Raw genomic sequence first — 16,195 nt, forward strand, 5'->3', positions numbered from 1 at the left:
TCGGTACAATCTCGCCACCTTGCCGGGTATGAGCTTGTACGTCATGGCGCTTCTCCGATCACGCTTCCTGCACCGGGAACGTACCTCCGTGCTGGGTATTCAGTTGTCAAGGTTCAGGCAGTACTACTGCATAAAGGCAAAATCGTGGAGGATGCTCTGCACTATTTCCTGATCAGACTTCGATAGTTGTTTCATAATTCGATATAGAAAATCTCGCTGCACCAAAGTCAGTCGGGGACTTTTCGGACTATATCCTTCTATAAAGCTGATTCCTCCGTTATATCGCCCCCGTGTCGTTTCAATCGGATATGTAGTCGAGAGTACATCCACATCAGTTCGAATGGTGCGAACGGACACATTGAACCGGGAAGCCAGATCGCGCATTTTAACACACATTTTTGCATCGCAAAGGATTTCAATGATCTGGCATCGACGCTCCATTGCATCCATCGCACCACCTCCCTTCCTTTGCCCTGTCTCTATCGTAATGGTTAAATAGGAAATAAACCTTACTATTTAAAAAATAAATTTTCACGTTCACACATCACCTTTCCTTTTGATTCAGGAAAAGTTCATTACGGTGGCGAACGACAGTTTCGTACAAAAGCAAAAAGAGCAGAAAAACAGGTATAATCATGTACCCTTTTTCTGCTCTTGAAGGCAAGGTAGAAATATTTTTCTATTGCCACACTCGAATGAGTAAAGACATCAGGTAAAAATGTTTATTAGTTTAATGATTTCTTGTAAAACAAAATGTTTTGTCACAGCCACCTTTCTTCTTTCATGTAATTATTTTTCAAATAAATATAGAAATATAATTCGTTCAACTCTATTTTCGACACCTATACAATATATTCGTAACTCGTAAAATATCGAAAGTGCTTATTTTGGGGTGAACAGAATTGTACGAATTTTCCGAAAATCTCGCATCTATTGTTCAAGCTGCGCGTATCGCTCACGGCTTGACGCAGGACGAGTTAGCAGAACACATCGGTGTCACAGGAAAATCAATTTCCAATATTGAACGTGGTATTGCCAACCCAGAATTCGAATCCATCTATTTACTGTTCCGTTACTTAGGCATCAATGTCAACGATGTTTTCTTCCCTGGGCATGGAGACACCTCTAATCTGCAGGAACAATTTCATCATTTAATCGACACTTGTACACAAGATGAACTTGAGATGCTGCTTTCCATTAACCGTGAAATCTTAATTCACACCAGAAAAAAGACTCGGTTGGTGAGGTTCAGACCGTATAAAGAAAGACCCGTTTTTCACACATTCGAAAAGCGGGTCTTACTTTTTGCTTCTTTTACTGAGAACAGAAATAAATTATTCCTTGGATGACATCTACCTTCATTTCCTTTTTGCATCGGGGGCAGTAGAGCGGAAAACGAAGAAGAATAGAATCATCAAGTATTTTAGTATTAGTTTTCGCCTGACAAAATGGACATAGTACCCATGCTGATCTGATCTCATCTTTATCCGTCAATTTCTTGTTTATCAGATTTTTCACGTTGCCATCCTTGAAAATGTTTCTCGCTTCAAATTATTTTCCATACTTGAGCGATTTAAAAATCTTGTCCGTTCGCCCCCCTGGGCAGTTATTTATACTTACAGTGATCCAAATCACGAAACATAAAACCGCGCCGGTTTTATCTTACCCGGCGCGGTTATTGGTTCAGGATGTTATATTGTAAATTTCAGCTGTCGGCGTTCTCAAGGGAGGCCGCTTGGCTCAGGACTCCCACTTCCAGTCCAGGATCTCGGGCAGGTCCTGGCCCACTTCGTGGATGTAGTTCTTGTGTTCCACCAGCTTGTCGTTCATCTGCTGGATGAGATAAGCGCCGCGATTGCCCAGCTGGGGCAGATGCTGCACCGCATCCTTGACCAGGTGGAAGCGGTCGATCTCATTCTGCACGCGCATATCAAAGGGCGTGGTGATAGTGCCTTCCTCCTGGTAACCGTGGACGCTCAGGTTACGGTTGGCACGGTCGTAGGTCAGCTCATGGATGAGGGTGGGATAGCCGTGGAAGGCGAAGATGATGGGCTTGTCCTTTGTGAAGAGGGCGTTGTAGTCGGCGTCAGAAAGACCGTGGGGATGCTTGGTGTTGGGTTCCAGCTTCATCAGGTCCACCACGTTGACCACCCGGATCTTCAGTTCCGGCAGGGCCTTGCGCAGGATGGTAACGGCGGCCAGGGTCTCCAGGGTGGGGGTATCGCCGCAGCAGGCCATGACCACGTCGGGTTCCTCGCCCGCATCGTTGGAGGCCCAGTCCCAGATGCCTACGCCCTGGGTGCAGTGCTTGACGGCCTGCTCCATCGTCAGCCACTGGGGCCGGGGATGCTTGGAGGTGACCAGCACGTTCACGTAGTCGCGGCTGCGGATGCAGTGGTCAAAGCAGGACAGCAGGCAGTTGGCATCCGGCGGCAGGTAGAGACGGACGACGTCGGCCTTTTTGTTTGCGATGTGGTCCAGGAAGCCGGGGTCCTGATGGGTGTAACCGTTGTGGTCCTGCTGCCACACGTTGGAGGAGAGGATCAGGTTCAGGGAAGCAATACTCTGGCGCCAGGGCAGCTGGTTGCAGACCTTGAGCCACTTGGCATGCTGGGCCACCATGGAGTCCACCACGCGAATAAAGCTCTCGTAGGAGGCAAAGAAGCCGTGACGGCCGGTGAGCAGGTAGCCTTCCAGCCAGCCCTCGCACAGATGCTCGGAGAGCATCGAGTCCATGATGCGGCCGTCCTGGGCCAGGAATTCATCGCCGGGCACCGTGGTGGAGTTCCAGTCACGGTTGGTGGCCTCGAAGCACTTGTATAGACGGTTGGACATCGTCTCGTCCGGTCCGAAGATGCGGAAGTTCCTGGCATCGGCGTTGAGCTTGAACAGATCGCGGATGTAGCCGCCCAGTTCGATCATATCCTGCTTCTCGACGCTGCCGGGGGCGGGCAGATCGACGGCATAATCCTTGAAGTCCGGCGTGCGCAGGTCCCGCAGCAGCTTGCCGCCGTTGGCATGGGGGTTGGCCGCAATGCGACGGTCGCCCTTGGGGGCCAGTTCCTGCAGTTCGGGGATCAGGGTGCCGTTCTCATCAAACAGTTCCTCGGGATGGTAGCTGCGCAGCCATTCCTCGATCTGCTTGAGGTGTTCTTCCTGGTTGGGGGTACCCACCGTGATGTCGATGGGGACCTGATGGGCGCGGAAGGTGCCCTCGATGGTCTTGCCGTCCACCACTTTGGGGCCGGTCCAGCCCTTGGGGGTGCGCAGCACGATCATCGGCCACAGGATATGGCCCATCTCTTCCCCTGCGCGGGCGCGGCGCTGGATGTCGTGAATTTCCTCGATGACGGTGTCCAGGGTCTCGGCCATCTTGGCGTGCATCGTCATGGGGTCGTCGCCCTCCACGAAGTAGGGCTTCCAGGAGCAGCCCAGGAAGAAGTGCTCGATCTCCTCGTGGGTCATGCGGCCGAAGATGGTGGGGTTGGAGATCTTGTAGCCGTTCAGGTGCAGGATGGGCAGCACGGCGCCGTCGCCCTTGGGGTTCAGGAACTTGTTGGACTGCCAGCTGGTGGCCAGGGGGCCGGTCTCGGCTTCGCCATCGCCCACCGTCACGGCGCAGATGAGTTCGGGGTTATCGAAAACAGCGCCAAAAGCATGGGCGATGGAGTAGCCCAGCTCGCCGCCTTCGTTGATGGAACCGGGGGTTTCGGGCGCCACGTGGCTGGAGATACCGCCGGGGAAGCTGAACTGCTTGAACAGCCGTTTCATACCCTCTTCATCACGGCTGATGTTGGGATATACTTCGCTGTAAGTGCCGTCCAGATAGGCGTTGGCCACAAAGAAGTTGCCGCCGTGGCCCGGGCCGGAGATCAGGATGAGATCCTGGTCATACTTTTTAATGATACGGTTCAGGTGCACGTAGACGAAGTTCTGACCGGGTACGGTGCCCCAGTGGCCGACGATCTTCTTCTTGACGTCGTCGCGGGTGAGCGGACGGCGCAGAAGAGGGTTATCCAGCAGGTAAAGCTGACCCGCCGCCAGGTAGTTGGACGCCCGCCAGTAGGCGTTTATGCGCTGTAGTTTCTCTTGGGAAAGACTCATGGACAATTCCTCCTTATGGTTTCCATTCCTCGCAAACGAAAGGAATCACAGAAATTATGGATGCAAGACGCCTTGCGTTACTTTTGCCCGTAGTATGCGTTGGGGCCGTGTTTGCGCATGTAATGTTTGTCCTGCAGGTACTGGGGGGCCGGGGCGGCGTTGGGGTCCACCTGGCGGGTCAGCAGGGCCATTTTGGCCACCTCTTCCAGCACCACGGCGTGGTAGACGGCCTGGGCCGCATCTTTGCCCCAGGTGAAGGGACCGTGACTGTGGCAGATGACCCCCGGTACCGCCACCGGGTCGATACCCCGGTCAGTGAAGGTCTCAATGATGATCTTGCCGGTGTTCTTTTCGTAGTCCTCGTCCAGCTCCTCCCTGGTCAGGTGGCGGGCACAGGGTACGGCACCGTAGAAGTAGTCGGCGTGGGTGGTGCCGTAGCAGGGAATGTCCCGCCCGGCCTGGGCCCAGGCCACCGCGTAGGGGCTGTGGGTATGGACGATGCCGCCCAGGGTGGGGAAGGCCTTGTACAGCTCCAGGTGGGTCTTGGTATCGCTGGAGGGGTTCAGCTCCCCCTCCACCCGGTTGCCGTCCAGATCCAGTACCACGAGGTTTTCTGGCGTCAGTTCGTCGTATTCCACGCCGGAGGGCTTGATGACCACCAGTCCCTTCTCCCGGTCGATGCCCGATACATTGCCCCAGGTATAGGTCACGAGGTTGCGGCGGGGCAGTTCCATATTGGCCTCATAGACCTGTTTGCGCAGTTCTTCCAGCATAGTGTGCCTCACTTCAGTTTCCAGGCAAGGTCGGCCAGGAACAGGTCGTGCTCCAGTCCCTCGGGGGTGGTGTCCTTGCCGATGTGAACGAACTCAATGCCCATGATGTTGGCCCAGTCGTGCATCTGCTCAGCGGTGACGTCGTAGCTCAGCACCGTGTGGTGGGCGCCGCCCGCCGTGATCCAGCACTCCACGCCGGTGGTCAGGCTGGGCAGGGCTTTCCACATGACCCGGGCTACCGGCAGGTTGGGCATGGGCAGAATGGGCTTCACGCACTCGATGTCCTGGCAGATCAGCCGCAGACGGCCGCCCATGTCGATAAGGCTCACCACGATAGCCTTGCCGGGCTTGCCCTCAAAGACCAGACGGGCAGGGTCCTTCTCGTTCATGCCGATGCCCAGGGGATGAGTCTCGATGCGGGGCTTTTCTGCCGCGCAGCAGGGGCAGACCTCCAGCATGTGGGCGCCCAGGCTGTACTCGGCGCCGGGCACCAGATTGTAGGTGTAGTCCTCCATGAAGAGGGAGCAGCCGTTGCCGCCCTCGCCCATGGCTTTCAGGATGGCGGTCATAGCGGCCACCTTCCAGTCGCCCTCACCGCCGTAGCCGTAGCCCTGGGCCATCAGGTGCTGGCTGGCCAGACCCGGCAGCTGTTCCATGCCGTACAGGTCCTGGAAGGTGTTGGAGAAGGCCTTGCAGCCCTCGGCGTCCAGCATCTTCTTGATGGCGATCTCCTCCCGGGCCTGGTAGCGGATGGCCTCGATGTCGTCGGTGGCGATCTCGTAGCTGGCGCGGTAGACTTCCATCAGGGCGTCGATCTCGGCGTCGGTGACTTCGTTCATCACCTTTACCAGATCGCCCACGGCCCAGGTGTTCACCTGCCAGCCCAGCTTAGCCTGCACTTCCACCTTGTCGCCCTCGGTGACGGCCACCTCCCGCATGTTGTCGCCGAAGCGCATGACCTTGAGGTCACGGGAGACGGCCACGCCCACGGCCACCCGCATCCAGCGGCCCAGGCGCTTCTGGACTTCCTCGTCCTGCCAGTAGCCGGCGATGATCTTGCGGGGCATCCGCAGCCGGGCGGCGATGAACCCGTGCTCCCGGTCGCCGTGGGCGGCCTGGTTCAGGTTCATGAAGTCCATGTCGATCTCCTCGTTGGGGATCTCCCGGTTATACTGGGTGGCAAAGTGGCAGTAGGGCTTCTGCAGGTCCACAAAGCCGTTGATCCACATCTTGCTGGGGCTGAAGGTGTGGCACCAGGTGATGATGCCCGCGCAGCGGGGGTCATAGTTGGCCTCCCGCACCACGTCGGCAATCTCCTTGTTGGTCTTGGCGGTGACCTTGTAGACGATCTTGCAGGGCAGATTGCCGGAGGCGTTGAGCACCTCAGTCATCTCGGCGGCACGTTTGGCCACCGTTTCCAGTACCTCGGGGCCGTACAGGAACTGACTGCCCACCACAAACCAGAATTCATAATCTTGCATATGCATGGGTAAATACCTCCTTACGATACTTGCCGGCAAACCGTTTTTCCGGTTGGCGGCAACCTCTCTTGGAAAATGAAACCAGGCTGTACTCCTGATGTTATCATACTCCCTGCCCCCTCGGTGCGAATAGTCATTGATGTTCGATTTACTGGACTTTTGTTCGAATTTCTTGCAAGAATCCCGGGGCAATCAGGAAGAGCATAACTTTCCCAAAGCGCCGTTCGTTTTGGTGGCAAAACAAAAACCATCCTGCGGTTTTGGCAGGATGGCCTTTTCTACTCGAGATCGGATATGGGAGAACTCCGATTCTCTTCAATATCAGAACGCACAGCTCCTCCGCAGGTAAGCCACTCCGGACTGGACGGTCCCGCCAAAAACGGCACTGCCTGCCACAACGCTACGCGCACCTGCCACATACGCTTCCGGCAGGTTTTGAGGGGTAACGCCCCCGTCAATCTGAATCATAGCCCGACTGCCGACACGGTCCAGAAGAGAGCGAAGGCCCGCAATCTTCTGATTGCTGCCCTCCAGATACGTCTGGCCGCCCTGGCCCAGGCTGCCGGTGGACATGTCCACGCCGGGCACAGTGTTCATGTTGGGGTGGCCCTGCAGGTAGCTGTCGATGTGGCGCAGGGTGGGCAGGTCCTCCACCGGGAAGAATCCCCGGCAGGCCAGTGCGCTGTACAGGCCCGGCGCCGTGTGGCCCTTGGAGAGCACGAACCGGTCCCGGTCCTCCCACTTGGGGTTGGCGGGGTCGATGCGCATTTCCTGGTTGTACAGATAGGCAAACAGTTCCGCTGCGGAAAGGCTGCCGCCGGGATGTCCGGCTTTGGCGCCGTGGGTGGATTCAATCACGCCCATACGCACCTTGCAGGCTGCGATCTGCAGCTTCAGACGTTCTTCCTTTGTCATATCACTCACCAAACACCTTGCAGTAGTCTTCCTTGAACTTCTCGATGCCGGAATCGGTCAGCGGATGATGCAGCATCTGTTCAATGACCTTGTAGGGCACGGTGGCGATGTCGGCACCGGCCAGGGCACAGTCGGTCACGTGGATGGGGTTGCGCACGCTGGCCGCGATGATCCGGGTCTCAATGTCGGGATAGTTGAGGAACATGTCGTGGATGGTCTCGATGAGCTCGATGCCCCGCTGGGAGATATCGTCCAGGCGCCCCAGGAAGGGGCTGACGTAGGTGGCTCCGGCGCGGGCGGCCAGCAGCGCCTGGTTGGCGCTGAAGATCAGGGTGCAGTTGGTGGGGATGCCCTTGGCGGACAAGGCTTTGATGGCCTTGAGGCCCTCGGCGGTCATGGGGATTTTTACGACCATGTGCTTGGGGTCCAGGGCGTAGATGGCCTCGCCCTCCTTGACCATCGTCTCGGCATCGGTGGTGGTGGCTTTCACCTCATCGGAGATGGGGCCGTCCACGATGGTGGCAATCTCCGCCAGGGTCTCGGCATAGTCCCGGCCCTCCTTGGCGATGAGGCTGGGGTTGGTGGTGACACCGGCGATAATGCCCATGTCGTTGGCTTTGCGGATCTCGTCCACGTTAGCGGTATCAATGAAGAATTTCATACAGTTTTTCTTTGTGATTAGAAATGCTCCACGGCGGCGCGTTCCGCTTGCAAAGCAGCCTTGTATCGTTCCAGGAACGCGGTAAATCCGCGCACATCCTCTTCCCGGGGTTCCAGGGTGGTGCCCATGGAGCCGGCAAAGATCTTCTGTTTCAGGTAATCCGCCAGGTTCAGCGGGCAGCCTTGCAGCACCGCCAGCCGATAGCCGGCCAGCAGGGCCATGCCGTAGGGGCCGCCTTCCCCGGCCGTTTCCATGACGGTGACGGGCGCCTGGGCAGCCGCCGCCAGATACCGCTGGGCAACACCGGGAGTCTTGAAGAGTCCGCCGTGGCCCAGCAGACGGTCCACCGCCACATTCTCCCCCTGGAGAATGTCCAGCCCGATCTTCAGGGTGGCCATGGCCGAATAGATGTGCGCCCGCATGAGGTTGGGCAGAGAGAAGTCGCTGCCCGCCGTGCGCAGCAGCAGCGGATGGCCCGCGTCAAAGTGGGTCACTCCCTCGCCGGAATAGTAGTTCACCGGCACCACATCGCCGCAGTCCGGTGCGCCCTCCAGCGAGGCATTGAAAAACAGCGGGAACAACTGGGATGCCGGCACTTGTGTGCCGCACAGAGCCGCCACCTGGCCAAACAGGTTCACCCAGGCGTTCAGGTCGCTGGTGCAGTTGTTGCAGTGGACCATGGCCACCGGAGCTCCGTCCGGTGTGGTGACCAGATCGATCTCGGGGTAGACGTTTTTCAGCATCTTTTCCAGCACCACCATGGCAAAAATGGAGGTACCTGCACTCACATTGCCGGTACGCACCGCCACCGTATTGGTGGCAGCCATACCGGTCCCGGCATCTCCCTCGGGCGGACAGACCGGCACGCCGGGGGACAACGTACCGGTGGGGTCCAACAGATGTGCCCCCGTCTCCGTGAGGGATCCGGCATCCTGCCCGGCGCAGAGCACCCGGGGCAGCAGGTCCTGCAGGCGATAGGGCATTCCGGCCCCTGCCAGCAGTTCATCGAAACTGGCCATCATGGCGGCGTCGTAGTCGCAGGCGGCACTGTCGATAGGGAATATGCCCGAGGCATCCCCGATGCCCAGCACCTTTTCCCCTGTGAGCTGCCAGTGCACATACCCCGCCAGCGTGGTCAGGAAGTCAATGTTCCTGACGTGGCTTTCCCCGTTGAGGATGGCCTGGTAGAGATGGGCCACGCTCCACCGCTGGGGAATGTTGAAGTGGAACCGCTGGGTCAGCGCCTCGGCGGCAGTCTGGGTGGTGGTGTTGCGCCAGGTGCGGAAAGCGGCCAACTGGTGGCCGTCCCGGTCGAAGGGCAGATAGCCGTGCATCATGGCGGAAACACCCAGGGCCCCCACCGTGGTCAGCGGTTCGCCGTAAGTTTTCTGATACTCTTCGGCCAGATGGCGGTAGGCATCCTGGATGCCCTCCCAGACTTCCGTCAGGGGGTAGGTCCAGTACCCGCCCTCAAAATGGTTTTCCCAGTCGTGGGCGCCGCTGACCAGCACCGAACCGTCGGGGCCCGCCAGCACTGCCTTGATGCGGGTAGAGCCCAGCTCAATGCCCAGCGCAGTGGATTTTTGTTCAATTTTTTTCATAAGATCACCGCCTGTGAGATAGAGAATGGAGAGAAGATTGACAGCGCCGCCGGCGCCATTTACAATACAGATAAAGGGACAAACAAGGAGGCGAGGGACATGGGTGCGGTCTTCGACAAGAAAGAACTGCTGGTTCTTCTTCAGGATTTTTACGAATTGACCAGTTTGCGCACCGTCGTGTTTGACGAGTGGGGCGTGGATGTTTTGTCCTATCCTTCGGATCTGCCGGCCTTTTGCCAACTGGTGCGAGCTACCCCGGAAGGGGCACTGGGTTGCCGGCTATGTGACCAGAAAGCCTGCCGCCAGGCCCGGCAGGAGCGCAAAACGCTGATCTATCCCTGCCATGCCGGCCTGATCGAGGCCATCACCCCCATCCAGGTGGACGGAGTAGTGGTGGGCTATCTGCTGCTGAGCCACATTGTGCAGGGGGCAGACGAGGACGCGGAATGGTGCCGGGCCCGGGAACTGTGCCGGAAGTACGGCATTGCGGAGGAGGACCTGTCCAAAGCCTACCGGCAGCTGCCCCGCACCCCCTACCGCATTTTGCGCGCGGCCGGGGATTTGCTTTCCTTTTCGGCCCAGGCGCTGTGTCAGGCCCAGATGGCCCGGCTGGTGCCCGGTAGCCTGAAAGAACGGCTCAACCACTTTGTATTGGAACATCTGGCCGAAGATCTTTCCAGCGAGCGGATCTGCACCGCGTTGGGCGTGGGGCGCACAGCGCTGTATGAGCTTTCCAAACAGACCTACGGCTGCGGCATCCATGAGTATGTGCGGCAGTTGCGCATCCGGCACGCCATGCAGCTGCTCACCACCACCAAGCTGACCAACAGCGAAATCTGCCAGAAAATCGGCATTGCCGACTACAACTATTTTTTCCGGGTATTTCGCAAGCAGACCGGTTTTACGCCCCAGGCTTATCGCAAACAGTTCGGGGAAACGGACTGAGCGCTGGTTCTGTGTTTATCATACATCCTGCGTCTGGCAACGGATAGTCATGGATGTTCATTTTACTGGATTTTTGTTCGCTTTTTTTCGGATTGATTCTTGCAGACGCAAAGGCAGCCTTCTTCCGACGGACCCCAAGGGACCGCCGGGAAAGAGGGCTGCCTTTGCGTTTGATTCAGGTTGTCTTTTCAGACGCTGCCTATGGCTTTTTGTGGAGAAAGAATGGTTATGCCTTTTTCTGGCTGGGGAAAATCAGTTTCATAATGGGGAAGAACACCCAGAAGGCGATGCAGCACTGGAGGAACGCCGCGATCAGACCGCCGATGGCCTCCCCCAGGGTGCTGTACAGCCAAGGCTGATAGATTCCGTACAGGGCGTTGGCCCCCACCGTAATGACCAGGAAGGCCGCGAAATACCACATGGCCTGCCAGGCGATATTGCCGCTGGACTTGAAGGTCACTTTGCGCTGCAGGAAGAAGCTGACAACCTGGGAGAGGATCAGCGGGATGAACGTTGCCAGAAAGTATGCAACCCCGCCGTGGGTCAGGTAACTGCCGGTGATGCCGTTGAGGGTCCTTGTCACCAGGGTGTTGACCGGTCCGCCGGTAAAGTTGAAAACATAGTAGGGGTTCAGCCCGCTGACGGTCTGCCCTACGGCGGTCACCGTGGTCATGGTCTGGGGATCACCGATTGGGCCGAACAGATACAGGTCCACATTCACCAGGCTGGTGCTGCCCAGAATGGGCTGCAAAACGGGAATGAGCACCAGCTGCACCACCGTGGCCAAGTTGCCCACCATAAAATAGGTGATGAACTGGGCAATCCGGGGGTGTGCTTTCCAGCAGCGGACCACCGCTTGCCAGGGCCCCTGCTTACCGGTACGACTCATGGTCATTGCCTTCCTCTCTCCATGGGATTTCTGTCTGTGCCGACCCCAGCGGGCTTTCCGCCGCGACCTGCACAGGACCGGAGCCGTCCGGCCGCACAATGGCCAGCGCTTCTCCGTAGTAGGTGTCGGTGCTGGAGGTGAGATACCCCGTATCGTTATAGGGGCATCCGTTGCCCAGCCCCAGAAGGGTGCCGCCTTTGACCGAAACATGAATCAGGCCGCGGGTCAGCGGCTTGAGGGCTCCCTGCCCGTCGGTATACCGAAGGCGGACATAGGGTAATCCATGCTGTTGCAGGGCGTTCAATGTCTGCACTGTGGGTTGCCCATACGGGTTGTCCTCCCCCACGCTATCATTATCTCCCATGCAGATCATGGCGAAGCAGCTCTCACTGCTTTTTCAGTAGAATGGATCGCTCGGCACAATCTCACCACCTTGCCGGGGAGAGATTGTACGTCATGGCGCTTCTCTGATCACGCTTCTTACACCGGGAACGTACCTCCGTGCTGGGTATTCGGTTGTCAAGGTACGGGCAGTACTACTGCGTCAGGGCAAAGTCGTGAAGAATGCTCTGTACGATCTCCTGGTCAGACTTGGAAACTTTTCGCATGATCCGATAGAGGAAGTCACGCTGTGTCGGGGTGAGGCGCGCATTCTTTGGCCGGTATCCATCTATGAAACCGATACCGCCATTGTATCGTCCCCTTGTGGTCTGAATGGGGTATGTAAGTGAGAGTACATCCACGTCGGTGCGGATGGTGCGGATGGATACATTGAACCGGGAAGCCAGATCTCGCATTTTAATGCGCATTTTTGCATCGCAAAGGATTTCGATAATCTGACATCGACGCTCCATTGCATCCATCGCACCACCTCCCTTCCTTTGCCCTGTCTCTATCGTAATGGTTAAATAGGAAATAAACCTTACTATTTAAAAAATAAAATTCCACGCATTGAATAACCTTTCTTTGGACATAGAAAAGTTTTATGCATGGTGGAGATCGGCACCCTACCGCAGAACATAAAACAAAAAGAGCAGAAGAGCTAGTGCCACAGGGCACCTGCTCTCTGCTCTTTACGGCAGGATAGAAATATTTTTCCTGGATGCTGCGTGTGTGCGCTATACGATCAGTTGAAAATAATGTTTTGTATTATTTTCTGGCGACGCTTTATTACAGCCAACCAAGTTTCCCCTTCCCAATTTAGAATTTTATTTCTTTTCAATATGGAATTTACATTCGTTCAACTTGCCAACAGACAACAATACAATGTATTTAGCACGAAATTGTCGAAATTTGTTTCTTGGGGTGAAGGGGATGTATGATGTTTCTGAAAAGCTCGCTGCCGTAGTGCAGGCTGCGCGAATCGCTCATGGCTTGACGCAGGAAGAGCTTGCCGAAACGATTGGTGTGACAGGGAAATCAATTTCCAATATTGAACGCGGCGTTGCCAACCCGGAATTTGAATCCATCTATCTGTTGTTCCGTTTTCTGGGCATCGATGCCAATGCAATCTTTTACCCGGAGCGTAGCGATGTTGACACTATGCTGAATCAATTTCAGCGCATGCTTGCTGGCTGCACCGGTGACGAACTGGAGATGCTGTTATCCATCAATCGCGAGATCCTGATCCACACACGGCGAATGGATGAAGTTGGCGAAGTAGAAACCGTTTAAGAAAATGGCCCGCTTTTCAGTTGCATGAAAAGCGGGCCTTGCTGCTATTTATAGACCTTTGTGCAGGGATAGATTTTTCTTCGGATGATATCTACCCGCATTTCCTTTTTGCATTTCGGGCAATACATCGGGAAACGAAGCGCCAATGTATCTTGATAAATCTTTGTTTTCGTCTTATTGTGGCAAACCGGGCAATTAACCCATACAGATTTTGCGGTACATTCATTTGCCAAACAGTCTGCTCTTTTTTTGGCGCCGCCTTTTACTACAAACATCTACGGTTTTGCCTTCTCCGAACGCAATGCACACACATTTTGATATATGTTTCCATAGAAAACCGCACTACCCGCCACAATGCTCCGTGCCCCGGCCGCATAGGCGCCGGGCAGGGTACCAGGGGTGATGCCGCCATCCACCTGGATGACGGTATTTCTCCCCTGCCCTTGCAGCAGACTTTTGGCAGCAGCGATCTTCTCGTTGCTGCCGGGCAGATAGACCTGCCCACCGCGACCGGGGTGTACCGTCATCAGCAGCAGCTGCGAAATTTGGGCCAGGTACGGCAGGGCCGATTCCACCGGCGTTTCGGGGTTGAGTACCAGCCCGGCTTGCATCCCGGCGGCGCAGATGGCCCGCAGGGCCGCTTCCGGCCCGCCCGGGATCTCGTAATGGACCGAGACCCGCTTTACCCCCAGTTCCTCCAGTTCCGGCAGAAAATCCAGCGGCTTTTCCACCATCAGGTGAACGTCTAGGGGTTTGGTGGTCAGGCGTTCCATCGTACGCACCATGCCCGTACCAAAGGAGATGGCCGGCACAAAGTGCCCGTCCATCACGTCGATGTGAAAGGCATCCACACCGGCGGCATTGGCCGCCCGCATGTCCCGCTCCAGATTGGCAAAGTCGGCGGCCAGAATGGATGCACACAGTTCAAACATTATTCTTCCTCCAGCTGGGATACCCGACGGCTGTGACGCTCCTCCTCCGAGAAAGGCGTGTCCAGGAAGATGTCCACGATCTCCAGCGCCAGGCCGGGTCCGGTGACCAGCGCGCCCAGAGCAAGCACGTTGGCGTTGTTGTGCAGCCGGGTGGCTTTGGCAGAGAAGCAATCCCCGCACAGCGCGCAGCGGATGCCGGGCACCTTGTTGGCGGCGATGGAGATGCCGATGCCGGTGCTACAGATGACGATGCCTTTTTCGCACTCGCCCGATGCCACGGCATGGGCCACCGCCTTGCCATAGACGGGGTAATCCACCGAAGCGGTAGAATCACAGCCGAAGTCCCGGTATTCCAGTCCGCGCTGCCGCAGGTGAGCCAAAATCTTCTGCTTGAGTTCGTATCCGCCGTGGTCGCAGCCGATGGCGATCATCTTACACCAGCTCCTTTACAGCGGCGATTATGGCGTCGGAACGCAGGCCGAACTGCTCCAGCAGATCCCAGGCGGGGCCAGAGTGACCGAAAACGTCCTTCACTCCTACCCGGCGCATCTTCGTCGGGCACTGCTCGCCCAGTACGGCGGCCACGGCTTCGCCCAGACCGCCCAGGATGCTGTGCTCCTCGCAGGTGACGACGGCACCGCACTCTTTGGCCGCTTTGACGACCAGTTCCTCGTCCAGCGGCTTGATGGTGCACAGGTTGATCACCCGGGCCTGGATGCCCTCGTTCTTCAGCTGCTCGGCGGCAATGAGGGCCTCGTTCACTTCCAGGCCGGTGGCAAAAATGGCCACATCATTGCCCTCGGTGAGCTGTTCGCCCTTGCCGATCTCGAACTGGAAAGCAGATTCATCATGGAACACCGGCACCGCCAGGCGGCCAAACCGCAGGTAGACGGGGCCCTGGTGCTCATAGGCAGCCTTGACGGCGGCCCGGGCTTCCACGTCGTCCGACGGGCAGAGCACCGTCATGCCGGGGATGGAGCGCATGAGCGCAAAATCCTCGCAGCACTGGTGGGAGGCACCATCCTCCCCTACCGAGATGCCGCCGTGGGTGGCACCGATCTTCACGTTCAGGTGGGGGTAGCCGATGGAGTTGCGGACCTGCTCAAAGGCGCGGCCGGCGGCGAACATGGCAAAGCTGGAGGCAAAGGGCACCAGCCCCATAGCCGCCATACCGGCGGCGGTGGCCATCATGTTGCTCTCGGCAATGCCGCAGTCAAAATGGCGGTCGGGATAGGCTTTTTTGAAGACGCCGGTCTTGGTGGCGGCGGCCAAATCGGCGTCCAGCACCACCACGTCGGGGTGATCTTTTGCCAGTTCTACCAGCGCGGCGCCGTAGCTGTCGCGGGTGGCAATTTTTTTGACCTCACTCATACCTGCGCCTCCAGTTCTGCCAGTTGAGCGTTCAGCTCGTCCATGGCAATCTTGTATTCCTCGTCGTTGGGGGCCTTGCCGTGCCAGCCCACCTGGTTCTCCATGTAGCTGACGCCCTTGCCCTTGGTGGTGTGCATCAGGATGGCGGTGGGGGCGCCGTTCTGGGCATGGAAATATTGGAAGGCGTCCTCGATCTGGGCAAAGTCGTGGCCGTCGATGGACACGGTGCGGAAACCGAAGTCCCGCATCTTGGCATCCACCGGGTCGGTGGGCATCACTTCGCTGGTGGGGCCGTCGATCTGCAGCCCGTTCAGGTCAATAATGACACAGAGATTGTCCAGTTTGTACTTGGCGGCGAAGAGGAACGCTTCCCACACTTCCCCCTCCTCGATCTCGCCATCGCCCAGGAGAGCATACACACGCACATCATCCTTGTGCAGGTACTTGGCGGCTTTGGCCATGCCTGCCGCACAGGAGATGCCCTGGCCCAGGCTGCCAGTGGACATATCCACACCGGGCACCGTGTTCATATTGGGGTGGCCCTGCAGATAGCTGTCAATGTGACGCAGGGTGGGCAGGTCCTCCACCGGGAAAAATCCCCGGTAGGCCAGCGCGCTGTACAGCCCCGGCGCGGTATGTCCCTTGGAGAGCACGAACCGGTCCCGGTCCTCCCATTTCGGGTTGGTTGGGTCGACGCGCATTTCCTTATTATAAAGGTAAGTAAACATATCGGCGGCGGACAGGCTGCCGCCGGGGTGCCCGGCTTTGGCACCGTGGGTGGATTCAATCACGCCCATACGCACCTTGCAGGCTGCGATCTGCAGCTTCAGACGTTCTTCCTTTGTCATA

19 protein-coding genes are annotated in these 16,195 nt (G+C 57.2%); 3 read left to right on the plus strand and 16 right to left on the minus strand.

The genetic code is table 11. The annotated features are described in order from the left end of the window. Positions 1–123: 123 nt before the first annotated feature. The gene (locus Q0526_RS00740) at positions 124–450 is read right to left on the minus strand and encodes an HTH domain-containing protein (RefSeq protein WP_298729876.1); all 327 of its coding nucleotides are present in this window, start codon (positions 448–450) and stop codon (positions 124–126) included. A gap of 452 nt (positions 451–902) precedes the next feature. Between Q0526_RS00740 and Q0526_RS00745 the strand changes: the two genes are divergently transcribed. Further along, the gene (locus tag Q0526_RS00745) at positions 903–1,349 is read left to right on the plus strand and encodes a helix-turn-helix transcriptional regulator (protein ID WP_298729878.1); all 447 of its coding nucleotides are present in this window, start codon (positions 903–905) and stop codon (positions 1,347–1,349) included. Here Q0526_RS00745 and Q0526_RS00750 read toward each other — a convergent pair. The 7 genes from Q0526_RS00750 to Q0526_RS00780 all read right to left on the minus strand — a co-directional run bounded on the left by Q0526_RS00750 (position 1,315) and on the right by Q0526_RS00780 (position 9,535). Further along, positions 1,315–1,518, minus strand: coding sequence for a cysteine-rich KTR domain-containing protein (locus Q0526_RS00750; protein ID WP_298729881.1), 204 nt, complete (start codon positions 1,516–1,518; stop codon positions 1,315–1,317). The two genes, Q0526_RS00745 and Q0526_RS00750, sit on opposite strands and share 35 nt — an antisense overlap. 222 nt (positions 1,519–1,740) lie before the next feature. Then, complete coding sequence (locus Q0526_RS00755; RefSeq protein WP_298729883.1) at positions 1,741–4,110, minus strand: phosphoketolase; 2,370 nt, start codon at positions 4,108–4,110, stop codon at positions 1,741–1,743. Positions 4,111–4,181: 71 nt separating this feature from the next. Next, positions 4,182–4,877 (minus strand): L-ribulose-5-phosphate 4-epimerase, encoded by a 696-nt coding sequence (locus Q0526_RS00760; protein ID WP_298729885.1) that lies wholly within the window; start codon positions 4,875–4,877, stop codon positions 4,182–4,184. An 8-nt stretch (positions 4,878–4,885) separates the two neighbouring features. Next, positions 4,886–6,364 (minus strand): L-arabinose isomerase, encoded by a 1,479-nt coding sequence (gene araA / locus Q0526_RS00765; protein ID WP_298729887.1) that lies wholly within the window; start codon positions 6,362–6,364, stop codon positions 4,886–4,888. Between the two features lie 315 nt (positions 6,365–6,679). Next, positions 6,680–7,273 carry a hypothetical protein gene (locus Q0526_RS00770; protein WP_298729889.1) on the minus strand — a complete coding sequence of 198 codons (594 nt, stop codon included), beginning with the start codon at positions 7,271–7,273 and terminating at the stop codon, positions 6,680–6,682. A gap of 1 nt (position 7,274) precedes the next feature. Then, positions 7,275–7,934, minus strand: coding sequence for a fructose-6-phosphate aldolase (gene fsa / locus Q0526_RS00775; protein ID WP_298729892.1), 660 nt, complete (start codon positions 7,932–7,934; stop codon positions 7,275–7,277). A gap of 17 nt (positions 7,935–7,951) precedes the next feature. Then, entirely contained in the window at positions 7,952–9,535 is a 1,584-nt protein-coding gene (locus tag Q0526_RS00780) for an FGGY-family carbohydrate kinase (protein ID WP_298729894.1), read from the minus strand. A gap of 99 nt (positions 9,536–9,634) precedes the next feature. Between Q0526_RS00780 and Q0526_RS00785 the strand changes: the two genes are divergently transcribed. Beyond that, positions 9,635–10,480: a PocR ligand-binding domain-containing protein gene (locus tag Q0526_RS00785; protein ID WP_298729896.1), complete on the plus strand. Its 846-nt coding sequence runs from the start codon at positions 9,635–9,637 to the stop codon at positions 10,478–10,480. 226 nt (positions 10,481–10,706) lie between these two features. Here Q0526_RS00785 and Q0526_RS00790 read toward each other — a convergent pair whose 3' ends face one another. The 3 genes from Q0526_RS00790 to Q0526_RS00800 form a co-directional block, all read right to left on the minus strand. After that, on the minus strand, positions 10,707–11,369 hold the full coding sequence (locus Q0526_RS00790; RefSeq protein ID WP_298729898.1) for a hypothetical protein: 663 nt from the start codon (positions 11,367–11,369) through the stop codon (positions 10,707–10,709). Further along, positions 11,353–11,742 carry a hypothetical protein gene (locus Q0526_RS00795; RefSeq protein ID WP_298729900.1) on the minus strand — a complete coding sequence of 130 codons (390 nt, stop codon included), beginning with the start codon at positions 11,740–11,742 and terminating at the stop codon, positions 11,353–11,355. The genes Q0526_RS00790 and Q0526_RS00795 overlap by 17 nt, the downstream gene beginning before the upstream one ends. A gap of 163 nt (positions 11,743–11,905) precedes the next feature. Then, entirely contained in the window at positions 11,906–12,232 is a 327-nt protein-coding gene (locus Q0526_RS00800; protein ID WP_298729902.1) for an HTH domain-containing protein, read from the minus strand. A 451-nt stretch (positions 12,233–12,683) separates the two neighbouring features. On the opposite strand from Q0526_RS00800, the gene Q0526_RS00805 reads away from it, so the two are divergent. Beyond that, complete coding sequence (locus Q0526_RS00805; protein WP_298729905.1) at positions 12,684–13,043, plus strand: helix-turn-helix transcriptional regulator; 360 nt, start codon at positions 12,684–12,686, stop codon at positions 13,041–13,043. Between the two features lie 44 nt (positions 13,044–13,087). Here the strand turns inward: Q0526_RS00805 and Q0526_RS00810 are convergent, their stop codons facing one another. Genes Q0526_RS00810 through Q0526_RS00830 form a run of 5 tightly spaced genes read right to left on the minus strand, consistent with a single transcriptional unit; the run spans position 13,088 to position 16,194 of the window. Next, positions 13,088–13,318 carry a cysteine-rich KTR domain-containing protein gene (locus Q0526_RS00810; RefSeq protein ID WP_330032671.1) on the minus strand — a complete coding sequence of 77 codons (231 nt, stop codon included), beginning with the start codon at positions 13,316–13,318 and terminating at the stop codon, positions 13,088–13,090. Further along, a complete protein-coding gene (locus Q0526_RS00815; RefSeq protein WP_298729907.1) occupies positions 13,319–13,975 on the minus strand; it encodes a ribulose-phosphate 3-epimerase in 657 nt (218 codons plus the stop codon). Beyond that, on the minus strand, positions 13,975–14,406 hold the full coding sequence (gene rpiB / locus Q0526_RS00820) for a ribose 5-phosphate isomerase B (RefSeq protein ID WP_007048729.1): 432 nt from the start codon (positions 14,404–14,406) through the stop codon (positions 13,975–13,977). Before rpiB ends, Q0526_RS00815 begins: the two co-directional genes overlap by 1 nt. A 1-nt stretch (position 14,407) precedes the next feature. Then, positions 14,408–15,346 carry a transketolase family protein gene (locus Q0526_RS00825; RefSeq protein WP_298729910.1) on the minus strand — a complete coding sequence of 313 codons (939 nt, stop codon included), beginning with the start codon at positions 15,344–15,346 and terminating at the stop codon, positions 14,408–14,410. Further along, positions 15,343–16,194, minus strand: coding sequence for a transketolase (locus tag Q0526_RS00830; RefSeq protein WP_298729911.1), 852 nt, complete (start codon positions 16,192–16,194; stop codon positions 15,343–15,345). Before Q0526_RS00830 ends, Q0526_RS00825 begins: the two co-directional genes overlap by 4 nt. Position 16,195 lies beyond the last annotated feature (1 nt).

It is taken from the genome of uncultured Subdoligranulum sp., from assembly GCF_937890665.1.

What these genes read in the sequence shown, in the direction of transcription:
- Q0526_RS00740 (WP_298729876.1), bottom strand. Translation starts at nt 450, where the DNA reads ATGGATGCAATGGAGCGTCGATGCCAGATCATTGAAATCCTTTGCGAT.
- Q0526_RS00760 (WP_298729885.1), bottom strand. Translation starts at nt 4,877, where the DNA reads ATGCTGGAAGAACTGCGCAAACAGGTCTATGAGGCCAATATGGAACTG.
- araA (WP_298729887.1), bottom strand. Translation starts at nt 6,364, where the DNA reads ATGCATATGCAAGATTATGAATTCTGGTTTGTGGTGGGCAGTCAGTTC.
- Q0526_RS00770 (WP_298729889.1), bottom strand. Translation starts at nt 7,273, where the DNA reads ATGACAAAGGAAGAACGTCTGAAGCTGCAGATCGCAGCCTGCAAGGTG.
- fsa (WP_298729892.1), bottom strand. Translation starts at nt 7,934, where the DNA reads ATGAAATTCTTCATTGATACCGCTAACGTGGACGAGATCCGCAAAGCC.
- Q0526_RS00780 (WP_298729894.1), bottom strand. Translation starts at nt 9,535, where the DNA reads ATGAAAAAAATTGAACAAAAATCCACTGCGCTGGGCATTGAGCTGGGC.
- Q0526_RS00785 (WP_298729896.1), top strand. Translation starts at nt 9,635, where the DNA reads ATGGGTGCGGTCTTCGACAAGAAAGAACTGCTGGTTCTTCTTCAGGAT.
- Q0526_RS00790 (WP_298729898.1), bottom strand. Translation starts at nt 11,369, where the DNA reads ATGAGTCGTACCGGTAAGCAGGGGCCCTGGCAAGCGGTGGTCCGCTGC.
- Q0526_RS00795 (WP_298729900.1), bottom strand. Translation starts at nt 11,742, where the DNA reads ATGATCTGCATGGGAGATAATGATAGCGTGGGGGAGGACAACCCGTAT.
- Q0526_RS00800 (WP_298729902.1), bottom strand. Translation starts at nt 12,232, where the DNA reads ATGGATGCAATGGAGCGTCGATGTCAGATTATCGAAATCCTTTGCGAT.
- Q0526_RS00805 (WP_298729905.1), top strand. Translation starts at nt 12,684, where the DNA reads ATGTATGATGTTTCTGAAAAGCTCGCTGCCGTAGTGCAGGCTGCGCGA.
- Q0526_RS00810 (WP_330032671.1), bottom strand. Translation starts at nt 13,318, where the DNA reads ATGTTTGTAGTAAAAGGCGGCGCCAAAAAAAGAGCAGACTGTTTGGCA.
- Q0526_RS00815 (WP_298729907.1), bottom strand. Translation starts at nt 13,975, where the DNA reads ATGTTTGAACTGTGTGCATCCATTCTGGCCGCCGACTTTGCCAATCTG.
- rpiB (WP_007048729.1), bottom strand. Translation starts at nt 14,406, where the DNA reads ATGATCGCCATCGGCTGCGACCACGGCGGATACGAACTCAAGCAGAAG.
- Q0526_RS00825 (WP_298729910.1), bottom strand. Translation starts at nt 15,346, where the DNA reads ATGAGTGAGGTCAAAAAAATTGCCACCCGCGACAGCTACGGCGCCGCG.
- Q0526_RS00830 (WP_298729911.1), bottom strand. Translation starts at nt 16,194, where the DNA reads ATGACAAAGGAAGAACGTCTGAAGCTGCAGATCGCAGCCTGCAAGGTG.